Source organism: Pseudomonas sp. W3I7 (assembly GCF_030816095.1).
GTDB lineage: Bacteria > Pseudomonadota > Gammaproteobacteria > Pseudomonadales > Pseudomonadaceae > Aquipseudomonas > Aquipseudomonas salomonii.
Genome location: NZ_JAUSXP010000001.1, coordinates 4,497,933 through 4,515,683 on the forward strand (window position 1 = coordinate 4,497,933; position 17,751 = coordinate 4,515,683).

Annotated in this window: 13 protein-coding genes and 2 pseudogenes; 4 read left to right on the top strand and 11 right to left on the bottom strand. The window is 59.8% G+C overall.

The window, feature by feature from the left end:
* Positions 1 to 45: 45 nt before the first annotated feature.
* Positions 46 to 1,056 carry a beta-N-acetylhexosaminidase gene (gene nagZ / locus QF043_RS20730; RefSeq protein WP_307420008.1) on the bottom strand — a complete coding sequence of 337 codons (1,011 nt, stop codon included), beginning with the start codon at positions 1,054 to 1,056 and terminating at the stop codon, positions 46 to 48.
* A 134-nt stretch (positions 1,057 to 1,190) separates the two neighbouring features.
* Positions 1,191 to 1,898: a TetR/AcrR family transcriptional regulator gene (locus tag QF043_RS20735; RefSeq protein WP_307420009.1), complete on the bottom strand. Its 708-nt coding sequence runs from the start codon at positions 1,896 to 1,898 to the stop codon at positions 1,191 to 1,193.
* 263 nt (positions 1,899 to 2,161) lie between these two features.
* On the opposite strand from QF043_RS20735, the gene lexA reads away from it, so the two are divergent.
* Together lexA and sulA are read left to right on the top strand one after the other, a co-directional pair.
* Positions 2,162 to 2,770 carry a transcriptional repressor LexA gene (gene lexA / locus QF043_RS20740; protein ID WP_017137423.1) on the top strand — a complete coding sequence of 203 codons (609 nt, stop codon included), beginning with the start codon at positions 2,162 to 2,164 and terminating at the stop codon, positions 2,768 to 2,770.
* A 10-nt stretch (positions 2,771 to 2,780) separates the two neighbouring features.
* The gene (gene sulA / locus QF043_RS20745; RefSeq protein WP_056857284.1) at positions 2,781 to 3,254 is read left to right on the top strand and encodes an SOS-induced cell division inhibitor SulA; all 474 of its coding nucleotides are present in this window, start codon (positions 2,781 to 2,783) and stop codon (positions 3,252 to 3,254) included.
* Positions 3,255 to 3,525: 271 nt separating this feature from the next.
* Here sulA and QF043_RS20750 read toward each other — a convergent pair whose 3' ends face one another.
* The 7 genes from QF043_RS20750 to QF043_RS20780 all read right to left on the bottom strand — a co-directional run bounded on the left by QF043_RS20750 (position 3,526) and on the right by QF043_RS20780 (position 12,094).
* On the bottom strand, positions 3,526 to 3,759 hold the full coding sequence (locus tag QF043_RS20750) for a hypothetical protein (protein WP_017254451.1): 234 nt from the start codon (positions 3,757 to 3,759) through the stop codon (positions 3,526 to 3,528).
* 260 nt (positions 3,760 to 4,019) lie between these two features.
* Positions 4,020 to 4,541 (bottom strand): DUF6586 family protein, encoded by a 522-nt coding sequence (locus tag QF043_RS20755; protein ID WP_307420010.1) that lies wholly within the window; start codon positions 4,539 to 4,541, stop codon positions 4,020 to 4,022.
* A gap of 192 nt (positions 4,542 to 4,733) precedes the next feature.
* Positions 4,734 to 7,355: a type I DNA topoisomerase gene (topA, locus tag QF043_RS20760; protein ID WP_099485639.1), complete on the bottom strand. Its 2,622-nt coding sequence runs from the start codon at positions 7,353 to 7,355 to the stop codon at positions 4,734 to 4,736.
* 114 nt (positions 7,356 to 7,469) lie between these two features.
* A complete protein-coding gene (locus QF043_RS20765; RefSeq protein ID WP_056857286.1) occupies positions 7,470 to 7,706 on the bottom strand; it encodes a DUF1653 domain-containing protein in 237 nt (78 codons plus the stop codon).
* 97 nt (positions 7,707 to 7,803) lie between these two features.
* Positions 7,804 to 8,979 carry an acetyl-CoA C-acyltransferase FadA gene (gene fadA / locus QF043_RS20770; RefSeq protein WP_017137418.1) on the bottom strand — a complete coding sequence of 392 codons (1,176 nt, stop codon included), beginning with the start codon at positions 8,977 to 8,979 and terminating at the stop codon, positions 7,804 to 7,806.
* Positions 8,980 to 9,008: 29 nt separating this feature from the next.
* Positions 9,009 to 11,156 carry a fatty acid oxidation complex subunit alpha FadB gene (fadB, locus tag QF043_RS20775; RefSeq protein ID WP_307420011.1) on the bottom strand — a complete coding sequence of 716 codons (2,148 nt, stop codon included), beginning with the start codon at positions 11,154 to 11,156 and terminating at the stop codon, positions 9,009 to 9,011.
* A gap of 500 nt (positions 11,157 to 11,656) precedes the next feature.
* Complete coding sequence (locus tag QF043_RS20780; protein ID WP_307420012.1) at positions 11,657 to 12,094, bottom strand: hypothetical protein; 438 nt, start codon at positions 12,092 to 12,094, stop codon at positions 11,657 to 11,659.
* Positions 12,095 to 12,199: 105 nt separating this feature from the next.
* Between QF043_RS20780 and QF043_RS20785 the strand changes: the two genes are divergently transcribed.
* Positions 12,200 to 12,652 carry a universal stress protein gene (locus QF043_RS20785; protein WP_058419614.1) on the top strand — a complete coding sequence of 151 codons (453 nt, stop codon included), beginning with the start codon at positions 12,200 to 12,202 and terminating at the stop codon, positions 12,650 to 12,652.
* Positions 12,653 to 12,849: 197 nt separating this feature from the next.
* Here the strand turns inward: QF043_RS20785 and QF043_RS20790 are convergent, their stop codons facing one another.
* Positions 12,850 to 14,772, bottom strand: a complete 1,923-nt coding sequence (locus QF043_RS20790) for an ATP-binding cassette domain-containing protein (RefSeq protein ID WP_307420013.1) — start codon at positions 14,770 to 14,772, stop codon at positions 12,850 to 12,852.
* Positions 14,773 to 14,985: 213 nt separating this feature from the next.
* On the opposite strand from QF043_RS20790, the pseudogene QF043_RS20795 reads away from it, so the two are divergent.
* Positions 14,986 to 16,915, top strand: a pseudogene (locus QF043_RS20795) (transglycosylase SLT domain-containing protein).
* Between the two features lie 67 nt (positions 16,916 to 16,982).
* Here QF043_RS20795 and QF043_RS20800 read toward each other — a convergent pair.
* A pseudogene (locus QF043_RS20800) lies at positions 16,983 to 17,747 on the bottom strand (Fic family protein); the annotation flags it as partial.
* Between the last annotated feature and the right edge of the window lie 4 nt (positions 17,748 to 17,751).

Consider the following 17,751-nt stretch of genomic DNA (forward strand, 5'->3'; position numbering starts at 1 on the left):
TCAAAGGTGGGAGCTGGCTTGCCTGCGATGGCAGCAACGCGGTGTTCAGTCGATCAACTGAGCATCGCGCAACGCGGTAAGCGCCATCAACCAACGCGGATCCTGCTTGTACTCCGTCGACGCAATCGCCTGCCCACGCATCCGCGCAATCCGTGCCGATGGTGTGACCTTCATGCGCTGCGCCGCCGTGAGCGCCAGCTCCGCAGCCGCCCGGTCATTGCACACCAAGCCCATATCACAACCGGCTGTCAGCGCCGCCTCAATTCGACTGGCGGCATCGCCGACCACATGCGCCCCCGCCATGGACAGGTCATCGCTGAAAATCACCCCGTCAAACTGCAACTCGCCGCGCAGAATGTCCTGCAACCAGCGACGCGAGAAGCCGGCGGGTTGGGCGTCCACTTGCGGGTAAATAACGTGAGCTGGCATCACCGCCGCCAATTGCTTGCTCAGGCGTGCGAAAGGCACCAGGTCATTTGCGCGAATCTGTTCCAGGCTGCGTTCGTCGTTTGGAATCGCGACGTGGGAATCCGCCTCGGCCCAGCCATGGCCCGGGAAATGTTTGCCGGTGGCCGCCATGCCCGCGCTGTTCATGCCACGCATGAAGGCACCCGCGAGCACGGCAGCGCGCTCCGGGTCGCCTTCGAAGGAACGGGTGCCGACCACGGCGCTGCGTTGGTAGTCGAGGTCAAGCACCGGGGCGAAGCTCAGGTCAAGGCCGACCGCCAGCACTTCAGTGGCCATGATCCAGCCGCACTGCTCGGCCAGGTATTCGGCATTCGGCTTATCCGCCAGCAGACGCATGGCCGGCAGGCGTACAAAACCCTGACGCAGGCGCTGCACACGACCGCCTTCCTGATCGACGGCCAGCAGCAGGTCGGGGCGAACCGCGCGAATCGCCGCGCTCAGCTCGCGCACCTGGCGTGGATGCTCGATATTGCGCGCAAAAATGATCAACCCGCCCACTTCAGGCTGGCGCAACAACTGGCGATCCTCGGCCGTCAGCCAAGTGCCGGCCACATCGACCATTAACGAACCTTGCAGGGCAGCAGTCATAAACCTTCCTTAAATAACGCACACAACCCGTTGCCCTCACCTGGCGCGAAAAGCGCGGTGAGCACAACGGGTTGCGAGTAAATAGCTGAAATCGGCATGGCGGCTAGCTTAGCCGCCGCGCACACCTGGGGCAATCACGCCTTGGCGACGGCCGGCGTCGACTTGCTGCGCGGGCGCAGTTGCGCGGCGGCCATGGCCGGGTCGGTCACGCCGGTTTCGGCGCGCATGCCGGCGGCCAGGAACGGCACCATCAGGCGCATCACTTGCTCGATGGAGGTGTTGACGCTGAAATCGGTCTCGGCAATCGCGCGCAAGGCCTTGATGCCGGACATGCTGAAGGCGGCGGCGCCGAGCATGAAGTGCACACGCCAGAACAGTTCGATCGGCGGAATACGCGGGGCGGCTTCGTTAACCAGCAACATGTAACGGCGGAACACCTTGCCGTACATGTCTTCCAGATAACGGCGCAAGTGGCCCTGGCTCTGGCTGAAGGCCAGCCCTAAAAGGCGCATGAAGATCGACAGGTCATTGCCGCTGCGCGGTTGAACCACCAGCGCTTGCTCAACCAGGATTTCCAGCAGATCTTCCAGGCTTGGCTTGTTTTCCGGCTTGGTCTGGCGACGCTCCAGCTCACGGTCGAGGCTGGCGCAGAACGGCCCCAGGAAGCGTGAGAACACCGCCTGGATCAGGGCTTTTTTCGAGCCGAAATGATAGTTCACGGCGGCGAGGTTAACCCCAGCCTTGCTGGTGATCAGCCGCAATGAAGTTTCAGCAAATCCTTTTTCCGCGAACAATTGCTCGGCAGCATCGAGAATGCGTTCAACGGTTTCCGACTGGGCCATGGCTACTCCGCCTGACAAACACTTGTTTGAAACATACGTTTCAGGGTGTGTCTTGTCAAGCCTGCGAGTCCGTTTTCCGGCCGGGCAGTCATCTATCTCATCGCTATTTAATCACATCCTTCGCGCCCTGTAGGCAGCGCTGTCTATGCCTTGTAGGAAGCGTGACAGACGACCGTCCAGCGGAGTGCCAAAAAAGGATGATTGCCAAGCGCAGTTCACTGTATATAATCCCAGTCACTGTATAAAAAGACAGAGCGATCAACATGCTAAAACTGACGCCACGCCAAGCTGAGATTCTGGCTTTTATCAAGCGCTGCCTCGACGACAACGGCTACCCGCCGACGCGAGCGGAAATTGCGCTGGAACTGGGGTTCAAGTCCCCCAACGCCGCCGAAGAACACCTCAAGGCCCTCGCCCGCAAAGGCGCGATCGAGATGACCCCGGGTGCTTCACGCGGTATTCGTATCCCTGGTTTTGAAGCCAAGGCCGACGAATCGACCCTGCCGATCATCGGCCGTGTCGCTGCCGGTGCGCCGATCCTGGCGCAGCAGCACGTCGAAGAGTCCTGCAACATCAACCCGACGTTCTTCCATCCGCGTGCCGACTACCTGTTACGCGTACACGGCATGAGCATGAAGGACGTGGGCATTTTCGACGGTGATCTGCTGGCCGTCCACACCACTCGCGAAGCCCGTAATGGCCAGATCGTCGTCGCCCGTATCGGCGATGAAGTCACCGTCAAACGCTTCAAGCGTGAAGGCAGCAAGGTCTGGCTTATGGCCGAGAACCCTGAGTTCGCCCCGATTGAAGTGAACCTGAAAGATCAGGACCTGGTGATCGAAGGCTTGAGCGTCGGCGTCATTCGCCGCTAAAGGAGGCACCATGCAGCTCGTGCACACCCCGCAACACACACAACTGTCGCTGTTCGAGGCCTTTATGGCCCAACCCCTTGCGCCCATCCTCAAGGAAACGGTCGAAGCCCCGTGGGGCTCCGAACCTGAGGCGTTCAGTGAGCTGTCGTTGCGCGGTGCTGCCGGGAGCTGCCTGAGCCTGCTGGCGCCGATCCTTCGCGAATTGAGCGAGGAGCAGGACGCACGCTGGCTGACGCTGATCGCCCCACCCGCCAGCCTGACCCAGGCCTGGCTGCGGGACGCCGGCCTCAACCGTGAGCGCATCCTGCTGCTGCAACCACGCGGCGCGCAAAGTGCTCAGCAGCTGACGTGCGAGGCCTTGCGCCTGGGGCGTAGCCATACGGTGGTGAGCTGGTTGAACCCGCTGAATGCGGCCGCCAAACAACAGCTGGTCAGCGCCGCGCGCACGGGCGATGCGCAGAGTTTGAATATTCGATTGGGGTAATGGGGTCTGATGCAGGCCAGCTTGTTGTGGCAGGTGAGCTTAATGTGGCAGGTGAGCTTAATGTGGCGAGCGAGCTTGTTGTGGTTAGCGAGCTTGTTGTGGCGAGCGAGTTTGCTCGCGCTGGGCTGCGCAGCGGCCCCAGAAACCAGGCACCGTGGAATACCTGATACAGCGCATTAACTCTATTCAGGGCCGCTCCGCAGCCCAGCGGGAGCAAGCTCCCTCGCCACAAAAAGCCTGCTCACCACGCAAGCACGCTCATCGTGAAGACTCAGTGAAGCACCCGCGGCCCATCTTCCTTCTCCGGCTCGCCTTCGGCCAGGCGACCAGCCATCTGCACACCTACGCTCAACATGGCTTTTGCTACTTCCACGTGCTGGCCTTGCAGGAACGCTTTTGCGTCCTCGGAAAAATCCAAAATAACCAGAGAACCCTCGTCCTCAGCCCGACGCAGCTCGATTCGGCCGTCAGGCAGTTCAACAATTTCCAGAAAGGACGTTGGCATATAAGTCTGTTCTCCACGAAAGGCCGGGATTATATCAGTCATCCACCCAGCCTCGCAGAGGATCTGGAAAGGTTTCTTGACGGCTTGATGAATGGTGCTTATTGAGGCCTACGCCGCACTTTCTGCCTACTTGGTTCAAATGTGGGAGCGGGCTTGCTCGCGAATGCGGAGTTTCAGTAAAGAAGTCATTACAGACCCACCGCATTTGCGAGCAAGCCCGCTCCCACAGTTTTTGATTCGTGTGCATCAGCAATAGCGCCTCAGCACTCGTTCAAACCTTCGCGAAACCGCAAAGCCATCTTCTTCAGCGCCTGACGCCAGCTTTCCAGCTCCTCACGGCTCAGCGGCTTGGGCTCATCCTCTTCCAGCGCAACGGCCACGATCAGCGGCTGTGTCACATCGCCCTTGGGCACATGGGGAACACGCGGCGGCTGGAACATGTCTGCGTGGGCCTTGAGCAAGCGGGCGACCCAGCTGTCCGGGCTCTGCGCCATTTCCACCAGCTCAGCCAACTCCGGAATTGCCATTGCCTCGAGCACTTCGCGGCTCATGATCATTTCTGCTCGGGGCGCGCCCGCCTGGGGCAAGCGGTAGAACCCGGCAATTTCATGGCACAGGCCCAGCAAAGCGCCATAGAGGTGGAACAACGCCGCCTCACGCCCGGCCTGGACCAGTGCGATGGCATTCATCTCCTTCCCTTCCTCGGCACGGCCAAGGGCTTCCAGGGACAAACCCGCGAAGTAAATTTTCTGATTGGTACGGGTATAGAGTTCGTTGGCCATAACGGCAGTCTCCACAACGAAATAAGCGTGATGCTGGCTGAACATTGTGGCGAGGGAGCTTGCTCCCGCTGGGCCGGGCTGGCGCTCCAGTGCGCAACGCCCCCCTAAAGCCGGGGCCTGCTGCGCAGTCCAGCGGGAGCAAGCTCCCTCGCCACAGCAAGCCGGCCCCCAGACCTCTGAAAGATCAGCCGATCAAGCGCCCTGACGCTTGTCCTCGACCTTCCACTTGCCGCCGTCGTAGAAGGCTTTCCAGCCGGTAGGCTTGCCGTCCACTTCGGTCTGCACGTACTGCTCCTTGGTTTTGCGGCTGTAGCGGATCACGGACGGGCGACCGTCGGGATCCTTCTTCGGCGCTTCACACAGGAAGTGGTACTTCGGATCGATCTCGTCCTTGTGCGGCACAATCTCCATCACCAGCGGGGCACGGGTCTCGCGGTTTTTCGGGAACTGGCTGGCCGCCAGGAACAGGCCCGAAGCGCCGTCACGCAGGATGTAGGTGTCGTTGACCTTCTCGCACTTGAGTTCAGGCATCTTCACCGGGTCCATCTTCGGCGGCGCCGCGTCACCGCTTTTCAGCAGTTTGCGCGTGTTCTTGCAGGTCGGGTTGGTGCAGCCGAAGAACTTCCCGAAACGGCCGGTCTTGAGCTGCATCTCGCTGCCGCACTTGTCGCATTCCAGGCTCGGACCTTCGTAGCCTTTGATGCGGTAGGTGCCTTCTTCGATCTCGTAGCCATTGCAATCCGGGTTGTTACCGCAGATGTGCAACTTATGCTTCTCGTCGAGCAGGTAGGCGTCCATCGCCGTGCTGCAGATCGGGCAACGGTGCTTGCCACGCAGTACCAGCGACTCGGACTCACCCTCGTCGTCGGCGGCAATCTCATCGCCTGGCACCAGGTTGACGGTGGCCTTGCAGCGCTCTTTGGGCGGCAGGCTGTAGCCCGAGCAACCGAGGAACACACCCGTGGATGCGGTACGAATCTGCATCGGACGGCCGCACGTCAGGCACGGGATGTCGGTCATCACCGGCTGGTTGGCGCGCATGCCGCTATCAGGGCTTTCGGCTACTTCGAGTTTCTTTTTGAAGTCGCCGTAGAACTCATCCAGCACGTTTTTCCAGTCGCGTTCGCCCTGGGCCACGTCATCGAGGTTCTCTTCCATGCCGGCGGTGAAGCCGTAGTCCATAAGGTTGGAGAAGCTCTCGGACAGGCGCTCGGTGACGATATCGCCCATCTTTTCCGAGTAGAAACGACGGTTGTGCAGCGCTACGTAGCCACGGTCCTGAATGGTCGAGATGATTGCCGCATAGGTCGAAGGACGACCGATACCGCGCTTTTCCATCTCTTTTACCAGACTGGCTTCGGAGTAACGCGCCGGCGGCTTGGTGAAGTGCTGGGACGGGTCGAGCTTGATCAGCTTCAACGTGTCGCCCTGGGCCATGTCCGGCAGCACGTCGTCATCGCCAGGCTTGGCGATTTGCGGCATCACGCGGGTATAGCCGTCGAACTTGAGGATACGGCCCTTGGCACGCAGCTCGAAGTCGCCTGCGCCCACGCTGACGGTGGTGGACAGGTATTGCGCCGGCAGCATCTGGCAAGCCAGGAACTGGCGCCAGATCAGCTCGTAGAGGCGCTCAGCGTCACGCTCCATGCCGCTCAGCTTGCTTGGCTCGGTGTTGGCGTCGGAAGGACGAATCGCTTCGTGAGCCTCTTGTGCGCCTTCCTTGCTGCTGTAGACGTTCGGCTTCTCCGGCAGGTACTTCTTGCCGAACTCGCTTTCAATATAAGTACGCGCCATCGCCACCGCGTCTTGCGACAGGTTGGTGGAGTCGGTACGCATATACGTGATGTAGCCGGCTTCATACAGACGCTGGGCCATCATCATGGTCTTCTTCACGCCAAAGCCCAGGCGGTTGCTCGCGGCCTGTTGCAAGGTGGACGTGATGAACGGCGCCGACGGCTTGCTGCTGGTCGGCTTGTCTTCGCGCTTGACGATGCTGTAGCTGGAAGCCTTGAGCTTCTCCAGCGCGGCCATGGCCTGGGCTTCGTTCAGCGGCTTGAAAGCCTCGCCCTTCTCACGGGCCACTTCAAAGCGCACGTTGGCGCCCTTGGCAGTGCCCAGGTCGGCGTGGACTTCCCAGTATTCTTCGGGGTTGAACGCACGGATCTCACGCTCACGCTCCACCACCAGCTTGACCGCTACCGATTGCACACGGCCGGCGGACAGGCCACGGGCGATTTTCGCCCACAGCAGTGGCGAGACCATGTAACCCACCACGCGGTCGAGGAAACGACGCGCTTGCTGGGCGTTAACACGGTCGATATCCAGCTCGCCCGGCTTGGAGAAGGCTTCCTGGATGGCTTTTTTGGTGATTTCGTTGAACACCACACGCTTGTAGCGGCTGTCATCACCGCCGATGGCTTCGCGCAGGTGCCAGGCAATGGCTTCCCCTTCGCGGTCCAAGTCCGTCGCGAGATAGATGGTGTCGGCATCTTTGGCGAGCCGGCGCAGCTCTTCGATGACCTTTTCCTTGCCCGGAAGGATTTCGTACTTGGCCTTCCAGCCATGATCCGGGTCCACACCCATGCGTGAGACCAGCTGCTTGCGCGCTTTCTCTTTAGGGCTGAGCACCGGACCTTCGCCCGCAGCGGCCTTGCCGCGCTTGGCGGCAGGCTCCTTGCTGGCGCTAGCCGAACCGCTGGTGGGCAGGTCTCGGATATGGCCGATACTCGACTTCACCACGTACTCGTTGCCCAAGTACTTGTTGATGGTCTTGGCCTTAGCCGGGGATTCCACAATGACCAGCGATTTGCCCATGGATCGGAAAATTCCTGAATTCGAGAAGTGAAAGGCAGTTGGCGCCTGTCGCGGCAACGCTATATATAGTGGCAACAAGGTGAGGTCAAGCGCAGCATTCTGCGCGGCCTGCCGTTATTGCCCTGAAAAAAGACTGGGTTCGACCTGCACCAAAGCAAAGCGCGGGACCTGCTCGCCGTCAACTTCGACGGTCTGAAGGAACATGCTCAATGGGCGCACCCAAAAGCCGTAATCGCCATACAGTGCTTGGTAAAACACCACTTCTTCTTCGGTCTCGGAGTGCCGCGCCACATTAAAAACACGGTACTGCGGGCCCTTGTAATGTTGGTAGAGCCCTGGTTCGACTTTCATGCTTTGGCCCTCGTGCAAAATTTGTTGAAAAAAAATATTAAAAATTCCAAAAAACAAAAACCGGGGCACTGGGCCCCGGCTTCCGTCAGCGAAACGTTTAGATACGTTCGAAGACGGTGGAAATGCCTTGGCCAAGACCAATGCACATGGTTGCAACCCCAAGGTTGCCGCCATTTTGCTTCATCACGTTAAGCAAAGTGCCGGAGATACGTGCACCGGAGCAACCGAATGGGTGGCCCAGGGCAATCGCGCCGCCGTGCAGGTTAACCTTCTCGTTCATCTTGTCGAGTACTTTCAAATCTTTCAGCACTGGCAGGGCCTGTGCGGCGAAAGCTTCGTTGAGCTCGAAGAAGTCGATATCGGAGATGGTCAGGCCCGCGCGCTTCAAGGCTTTTTGTGTGGCCGGTACTGGACCATAGCCCATGATTGCCGGGTCCACACCTGCCACTGCCATCGAACGGATCACCGCCATCGGTTGAATGCCCAGGTCCTGGGCACGCTGCGCCGACATCACGATCATGCACGAAGCACCGTCGGTGATTTGCGACGACGTACCGGCTGTCACGGTGCCGCCCTTTGGATTGAAGGCGGGTTTCAAGGCCGCCAGGCTTTCCAGGGTGGTGTCCGGACGAATGGTTTCGTCGTAGTCGAACAGTTTGAGGAAACCGTTCTCGTCGTAACCGTTCATCGGGATGATTTCATCCTTGAACTTGCCTTCCACGGTCGCCTTGTGGGCGAGTTGGTGGGAGCGCACGCCGAATGCGTCCTGGGCTTCGCGGGTAATGCCGTGCATTTTGCCGAGCATTTCTGCGGTGAGGCCCATCATGCCCGAGGCTTTTGCCGCGTACAGCGACATGTGCGGGTTCGGGTCGACGCCGTGCATCATGCTGACGTGGCCCATATGCTCCACGCCGCCGACCACGAACACATCGCCGTTGCCGGTCATGATCGCTTGTGCTGCGGTGTGCAGCGCGCTCATCGACGAGCCACACAGGCGGCTGACAGTCTGGCCAGCTGCGGTGTGCGGGATCTGGGTCATCAACGACGCCATGCGCGCGATGTTCCAGCCCTGCTCCAGGGTCTGGTTGACGCAACCCCAGATCACGTCTTCGACTTCGTTAGGGTCGACCTTGACGTTGCGCTCCAGCAACTTGCTGATCAGGTGCGCCGACATGTCTTCGGCGCGAGTGTTGCGGTGCATGCCGCCCTTGGAGCGGCCCATTGGCGTGCGACCGAAGTCGACAATCACCACGTCTCTTGGATTCAAGCTCATAAATATTCTCGCTCTATTCGTCTGGGCGCTTAACCGAAGAAGCTTTGGCCGTTTTTGGCCATTTCACGCAGCTTCGCGGTCGGGTGGTACAGCGGGCCCAAATCAGCGTATTTGTCAGCCAGGGCAACGAACTCAGCCACACCGATCGAGTCGATGTAACGCAGCGCACCACCACGGAATGGAGGGAAACCAATACCGTACACCAGGCCCATATCGGCTTCGGCGGCGGTTTCAACGATGCCGTCTTCCAGGCAACGCACGGTTTCCAGGCACAGGGCGATCATCATCCAGTTGATGATGTCCTCATCGGACACCTCACGCTGTTCGTAGATGACGGGCGCGAGTACTTCGTGCACCGACGGGTCGGCCACTTTCTTCTGCTTGCCCTTCTTGTCAGCCTCGTAGGCGTAGAAGCCCTTGCCGTTCTTCTGGCCCAGGCGCTTGGCCTCGTAGAGCGCGTCGATCGCCGAGCGGCGGTCGTCTTTCATGCGGTCCGGGAAGCCTTCAGCCATTACGTCACGACCATGGTGGCCAGTGTCGATACCGACCACGTCCATCAGGTACGCCGGGCCCATAGGCCAGCCGAATTTTTCCATGACTTTGTCGATGCGCACAAAATCGACACCGGCGCTGACCAGCTTGGCGAAACCGCCGAAGTACGGGAACAGTACGCGGTTGACCAGGAAGCCCGGGCAGTCATTGACCACGATCGGGTTCTTGCCCATTTTTTTGGCGTAGGCAACGGTAGTGGCCACGGCCAGCTCGCTGGACTTCTCGCCACGGATCACTTCCACCAGCGGCATCATGTGTACCGGGTTGAAGAAGTGCATGCCGACGAAGTTTTCCGGACGCTTGAGGGCCTTGGCCAGCAGCGAGATGGAAATGGTCGAGGTGTTCGAGGCCAGGATGGTGTCGTCTTTAACCTGGGCTTCCACTTCAGCCAGTACGGCTTGCTTGACCTTCGGGTTTTCGACTACCGCTTCGACCACTAGGTCGACGTGGCCGAAATCGCCGTAGGACAGCGTAGGACGAATGCCGTTAAGCACTTCAGCCATCTTCGCGGCGGTCATGCGACCTTTATCAACGCGGCCCACCAGCAGCTTGGCGGCTTCTGCCAGGCCTTGCTCGATGCCGTGCTCGTTGATGTCTTTCATCAGGATCGGCGTGCCTTTGGACGCCGACTGATAAGCGATACCGCCACCCATGATGCCGGCGCCGAGTACGGCCGCCTGTTTCACGTCGCGGGCAATCTCGTCGTAGGCCTTGGCCTTTTTCTTCAGTTCCTGATCGTTCAGGAACAGGCCGATCAGGCTTTGGGCAGCCGAGGTTTTCGCCAGTTTGACGAAGCCGGCGGCTTCCACTTCCAGGGCTTTGTCGCGACCGAAGTTCGCAGCTTTCTGGATGGTCTTGATCGCTTCAACCGGCGCCGGGTAGTTCGGGCCGGCCTGGCCTGCGACGAAACCTTTGGCGGTTTCGAACGACATCATTTGTTCGATGGCGTTGAGCTTGAGTTTTTCCAGCTTCGGCTGACGCTTGGCCTTGTAGTCAAATTCGCCGCTGATGGCGCCTTTGATCAGGTTCAGGGCGGCTTCAGCCAGTTTGTCCGGGGCGACCACAGCGTCGACGGCGCCGACTTTCAGCGCATCTTCGGCACGGTTTTCTTTACCGGCGGCGATCCACTCGATTGCGTTGTCAGCACCGATCAGGCGCGGCAGACGCACAGTGCCACCGAAACCTGGGTAGATGCCCAGTTTGACTTCAGGCAGGCCGATTTTGGCGGTGGCCGACATGACGCGGTAGTCTGCAGCCAGACACATTTCCAGGCCGCCGCCCAACGCGATGCCATTGATGGCAGCCACGGTTGGCACGTTGAGGTCTTCGAAATCGCTGAAAATCTTGTTGGCTTCGAGGTTGCCGGCCACAAGCTCTGCATCGGGCAGCTTGAAGTTGTCGACGAATTCGGTGATGTCAGCGCCGACGATAAACACGTCCTTGCCGCTGGAGACGATCACGCCCTTGACCGAAGCATCTGCTTTGATGGTGTCTACGGCCTGACGCAGTTCGTTCAGGGTTAGACGGTTGAACTTGTTGACGGACTCACCCTTGAGGTCGAATTTCAGTTCGACGATGCCACTTTCAAGAGCCTTAACCGTGATGGCTTTACCTTCGTAAATCATCAACTGATCTCCACGATATGGAAGCTGAACAGTACACACTGGACGCTGGCCTATTGGTTGGACATTGATAGTTGGGTCAATGCTCATGCCAATCCGCCAGGCACACCCGCCAATGCGCTAGTCGGGGTTCTGTATGAGTCGTCTGACAGACAAACGCTCAATTCATACGCCCGTTTGATTTGGGTACGTCACCTTCATCCAATTCAGGGCAATTGTCAATCGCTCGAAAGGCCAGGAAAAACGCGACTTTCCAGTCAGTTCAGAACTCCACGCCCACGCCTGCGCCCTGTCAATATTCAAATATTCACAGAATCAATAATAAAAAAGATGTGGGAAAAGGCTGTACAGAATCGGATAGGCCGCTAGGCTTGCGACAACCGCAAAGCGCCCGTGATGAACACCCGGCGCGAGGAACACAGAATTACCGGCCTGCCTGGCCAACTCCAGCCCGATGATGATGTCGGGCTTTTTAATGCCTGGCTTTTATAACCGCAATGGCGTCATGCCAGGGCCTTGAGCAGCGCATCGATGTCCTTCAGCACGCTGGCCTCGCCCTTCTCGCCCCAATACAAGGCGATCATTTGCTTGTCGGCCTCGACCTTGTAGACGTTGGCCGGCAACGTCGCAAAATGCGGCAACAACTTTTCATCCTCACACACTTCACGCCACTGATTGACCCACACGCCTGGCGACATTTGCCAATAACTCCACAGCGCCGGCGTGCTGCCCCGCCGTGGCCTGCAGTACTGCGCGCAGGGGCTCGGCGGCTCTTGCGCGAGCCAGTGCGGCCACTCCTGTGGCGCCAATTGCATGGCCAAACCGATGCGGCGCGCCTCCATACGCAGGGCCATGCGCCCGCTCTGATGGCGCGACGGGCGCAGCCATGCCAGGGGGCTCAGAACCACCAGAAGGATTGACACCACTATCCAGACCGTCATATGTGTACTCCCGAATTTCTAGATGCGCGGATTTGAGCTGACGCAACCCCATCCGCTTGAAACCAGCCATACTGAACTTATTGCAGTCTCCTGGAGGAACGCGCCATGCCCAACGAACATTCCTACAAACATATCCTGGTCGCCGTCGATCTGACCGAAGAGTGCGACCCGGTTATCAAGCGCGCTCAGGCTTCAGCAATCGCCAACGGCGCCAAGCTGTCACTCGTGCATATCGTCGAGCCGATGGCCATGGCCTTTGGTGGCGACGTGCCCATGGACCTTTCCCAGTTGCAGCAACAGCAGTTTGACCAAGCCAAAGAGCGCCTGGATCGCTTGATCCTCAAATACCCGGAAGTGACCAAGGAAAACTCCCACCTCACCTACGGCCAGCCGCGCCAGGAAATCCATCACCTGGCCAAAGAGCAGAACTGCGACCTGATCGTGGTCGGCAGCCATGGTCGTCATGGCCTGGCGTTGTTGCTGGGTTCTACCGCCAATGACGTGCTGCATGGCGCGCCCTGTGATGTGCTGGCGGTCAAGCTGGTAAAAAGCTCGTAAGGCCGATGAAGCTCTAATGCGGGAGCTGGCTTGCCTGCGATGCAGACACCTCGGTGCTTCAGGCAGACCGAGGTGAGGCTATCGCAGGCAAGCCAGCTCCCACACAAACCAGCTCCCACATTTTGAATCGCATTTCATATAAAAAAGCCCGGCGCTCATAGAAACGAGCGCCGGGCTTTTTATTGCCAGCGAATCACTCAGGCATCCAGCTCAGCCCAACGCTCCATCAGCACTTCCAGCTCCTGGTTCAACGTTTCCAGGGAAGCAATCACCTTGGCGGTTTCCGCCGCCGGGCGCAGGTAGAAACCCGCGTCAGCCATGTCTGCTTCTACCGCAGCGATCTGCTGTTCCTTGGCGTCGATATCACCCGGCAGGGCTTCCAGCTCGCGTTGCAGCTTGTAGCTGAGCTTCTTCTTGGCCGCCGGCGCAGCTTCCGCAACCGGTGCAGCAGCAGCGGCCACAGGCGCCACGACTGCCGAGGTCAGGTCGGCCTTGCCGGACTTGCTCTCGGTCACGCCCAACAGGCGCGGCGAGCCGCCCTGGCGGATCCAGTCCTGGTAACCACCGACGTATTCACGCACCTTGCCTTCACCTTCGAAAACCAGGGTGCTGGTCACCACGTTGTCGAGGAATGCCCGGTCGTGGCTGACCATCAGCACGGTGCCGTTAAAGGTCAGCAACACCTCTTCCAGCAACTCGAGGGTTTCCACGTCGAGGTCGTTGGTCGGCTCGTCGAGTACCAGCAGGTTGGACGGCTTGCTGAACAGCTTGGCCAGCAGCAGGCGCGCGCGCTCACCCCCGGACAAGGCTTTGACCGGCGTACGCGCACGCTGCGGGCTGAACAGGAAGTCGCCCAGGTAGCTCAGCACGTGGCGGCTTTGACCGTCGATGTCGATAAAGTCGCGGCCTTCGGCGACGTTGTCGATCACGGTCTTTTCCAGGTCCAACTGATGGCGCAACTGGTCGAAGTAGGCCACGTCGATGCGCGTGCCTTCTTCCACGGTGCCGCTGGTCGGTTGCAGGCCATTGAGCATCAGCTTGAGCAAGGTGGTCTTGCCGGTGCCGTTGGCGCCCAGCAGGCCGATACGGTCGCCGCGCTGCAGGACCATCGAGAAGTCCTTGATCAGGAACGGGCCGTCCGGGTGGTGGAAGCTGACGTTCTCCAGCACCATCACCTGCTTGCCCGACTTGTCGGCGGTGTCCAGCTGGATATTGGCCTTGCCGGTGCGCTCGCGACGCTCGCTGCGCTCAACACGCAGGGCTTTGAGGGCACGTACACGGCCTTCGTTACGGGTGCGACGGGCCTTGATGCCCTGGCGGATCCAGACTTCTTCCTGGGCCAGCTTTTTATCGAACAGCGCGTTGGCGGTTTCTTCAGCGGCCAGGGAGGCTTCTTTGTGCACCAGGAAGCTGGCGTAGTCGCCGTTCCAGTCGATCAGGCCGCCACGGTCCAGTTCGAGGATGCGCGTTGCCAGGCTCTGCAGGAAAGCACGGTCGTGCGTGATAAACAGCACAGCGCCCTGGAAATCCTTGATGGCTTCTTCCAGCCAGGCAATGGCGCCGATGTCCAGGTGGTTGGTTGGTTCGTCGAGCAGCAGCAGGTCTGGCTCGGACACCAGCGCCTGGGCCAGCAGCACGCGACGACGCCAGCCGCCGGACAATTCGGCGAGGGTCTTGTCGGCCGGCAGTTGCAGGCGGCTCAGGGTGCTCTCGACCAGTTGCTGCAAGCGCCAGCCGTCACGGGCCTCGAGGTCTTGCTGGACGTGCATGAGCTTGTCCAGGTCGGCTTCGGTGACGCAGTTCTGCGCCAGGTGATGGTACTGCGCGAGCAACTCGCCCACGCCGTCGAGGCCTTCGGCAACCACGTCGAACACTGTCCGTCCGTCGGCCACCGGCAATTCCTGCGGCAATTCGCCGATCTTGAGGCCCGGCGCGCGCCATACAGAGCCGTCATCGGGCTTCTGGTCGCCTTTTACCAGCTTCATCATGCTGGACTTGCCGGTGCCGTTGCGGCCGATGATGCACACCCGCTCACCACGGGCGATCTGCCAGGACACCTTGTCCAACAACGGCATAGCGCCGAAAGCAAGGGACACATCGCTGAATTTGAGCAGGGTCATACGCTTCTCCAAAAACTGGGCGCGCATTCTACCTGACTTGAGGGTGGGATGCGGCCGGCATTTTTGCCACAGACACGTTCTGTAGGACATTTACGGTGAACTGCTGCCAGCCGGCCGGCAAAGCTTTCGCCAGCCGCTGGCAAAAGGCTAAGCTAGGGGCAATCAGTGTCGGCGATGCCGGTGCTAGTCGTGATTTCTCTGCACGGACGTCTCATGCGCAGTCGCCTTTTCAACTTTTTATCTTGTCTGCTTCTTTCCGCCACCGCCGTTCAATCCGCCCAGGCCGTGGACCTCACCACCCAACGTCAATATTACGATGAAGCCAAACGCGCCCTCGCCAAAGGCGACAGCGGCCCGTACATGCAATACAGCCAGGCCCTGGCCGACTACCCGCTCACGCCGTACCTGGCCTACGACGAGCTGACCGCGCGCCTCAAAACCGCGAGCAACGAGGAAATCGAGCAGTTCCTCGCCAAAAACGGCGACCTGCCCCAGGCCAACTGGATGAAACTGCGTTGGTTACGCTGGCTGGCTGACCGGGGTGATTGGCAAACCTTTGAAAAGTATTACGACGCCAAGCTCAATTTCGTCGAGCTGGACTGCCTGCATGGCCAGTACCAACTGACGCACAACCTCAAAGCCGAAGGCTACAAGACCAGCGAAAAACTCTGGATGACCGGCAAATCCCAGCCGGCCGCCTGTGACGCCACCTTTGGCCAGTGGGCCGCCGATGGCCAACTCACCGAACAGAAAATCTGGGACCGCGCCAAGCTCGCCGCCGAAGCCCGCAACTACGCGCTGGCCAACAGCCTGGTGAAAACCCTGCCGACCCTCGGCGCCCAAGGCCGCTTGATGATCGACGTGGCGCAAAAGCCCGACATGCTCAGCGACCCGTCGCGCTTCCTGCCGGCCAATGAGGCCATGTCCGACGCGGTGGGCCTGGGCCTGCGCCGCCTGGCACGCCAGGACCCGGACAAGGCCATGGCCCTGCTCGACGGCTATGCCAGCAGCATGCACTTCTCCCGTGACGAAAAAGTGTCGATCGCCCGCGAAATCGGCCTGACCCTGGCGCGCCGCTACGACCCACGCGCCCTGGACGTGATGACCAAGTACGACCCCGAGCTGCGTGACAACACCGTCTCCGAATGGCGCCTGCGCCTGCTGTTGCGCCTGGCGCGCTGGGAAGATGCCTACCAGTTGACCCGCAAACTCCCACAAGACCTGGCCACCACCAACCGCTGGCGTTACTGGCAAGCGCGCAGCCTGGAACTGGCCGAGCCAAAAAAACCCGCAGCCGCTGGTGCTGTACAAAAACCTCGCGCAGGAACGTGATTTCTACGGCTTCCTCGCCGCTGATCGCTCCAAAGCGCCGTACCAGTTGAAGAACAAACCGCTGGTGATGAGCCAGGCGTTGATCAACAAAGTGCGCAACACCCCCGGTGTGCGCCGCGCGATGGAGTTCTACGCACGCGGCCAGATTGTCGATGGCCGCCGCGAGTGGTACCACGTCAGCCGTCACTTCAACCGCGATGAGATGGTCGCCCAGGCCAAGCTGGCCTACGACATGAAGTGGTACTTCCCGGCGATCCGCACCATCAGCCAGGCGCAGTACTGGGATGACCTGGATATCCGTTTCCCGATGGCCCACCGCGACACGCTGGTGCGTGAAGCCAAGGTGCGTGGCCTGCATTCAAGCTGGGTGTTTGCCATCACCCGCCAGGAAAGTGCCTTCATGGACGACGCCCGCTCCGGCGTGGGCGCCAGTGGCCTGATGCAATTGATGCCCGGCACCGCCAAAGAGACCGCACGCAAATTCAGCATCCCGCTGGCCTCCCCGGCCCAGGTGCTGGACCCGGACAAGAACATCCAGCTCGGCGCCGCCTACCTGAGCCAGGTACACAGCCAGTTCAACGGCAACCGCGTACTCGCCTCCGCCGCCTACAACGCCGGCCCCGGCCGTGTGCGCCAGTGGCTGCGCGGTGCCGATCACCTGAGTTTCGATGTGTGGGTGGAAAGCATCCCGTTCGACGAAACCCGCCAGTACGTGCAGAACGTGCTGTCTTATTCGGTGATCTACGGGCAGAAGCTCAATTCACCGCAGCCGCTGGTGGATTGGCATGAGCGGTATTTTGATGATCAGTAAGGTTTAAAGCAGAAATGAAAATGCCCGCATTTAAAAATGCGGGCATTTTTTATGGAGTGCCTGGGCGTTCACTCTGAACAGCCTCGGCCAAGGCCAGGCTCAAGGCCTGCAGCATAAACTCCACAAAGGGTGTCGCCTCTGCCTGCTGATCAGCTGCTGACAGCGCGGCGTAATAGGCCTCTTGCTGTTCGCGTATCACCGCCTCTACCGGCAGATAAGCCAGTACGGGCCGCCATTGGCTAAGGATCAACGTCTGCCACAGCCGCCCCATTCGCCCATTACCGTCGGCAAATGGATGAATAAATTCAAACTCGTAATGGAAAACGCAACTCGCGATGAGCGGGTGCCAGTCCGAAGCCGACAGCCATTGCAGCAAGTCGTCCACCAAATGCGTCACCCGGCTGGCAGGTGGGGCCATATGGACTAACTGTTCGCCTCGATAGATACCGACATCCGCCTGACGAAACCGCCCGGCATCATCGATCAAACCAAACATCAGCAGTTCGTGCGCTTTGAGCAAGTCGGCACGATCACTCCCAGTCCACTGCGGCATCGCTTCGTAGGCAGCAAATGCATTACGCACTTCCTGGATCTCTCGGGGCAAGCCCAGTACTCGCTTGCCCTCTAACACAGCGGTCACCTGCTCGACGCTGAGCGTATTGTTCTCGATAGCCAACGAAGCCTGGATTGTGCGGATTCGATTGCCACGTCTTAGCTGAGGTGTCTGACGATTGTCGTCACCGACTGAAAGTTGACCGATCTGCTCACTGATATCGGCTACCAGTGCCAGCATCTTTGTAGTCAGCGTCAACGGCGGTTGATAACGGCTCATGTCC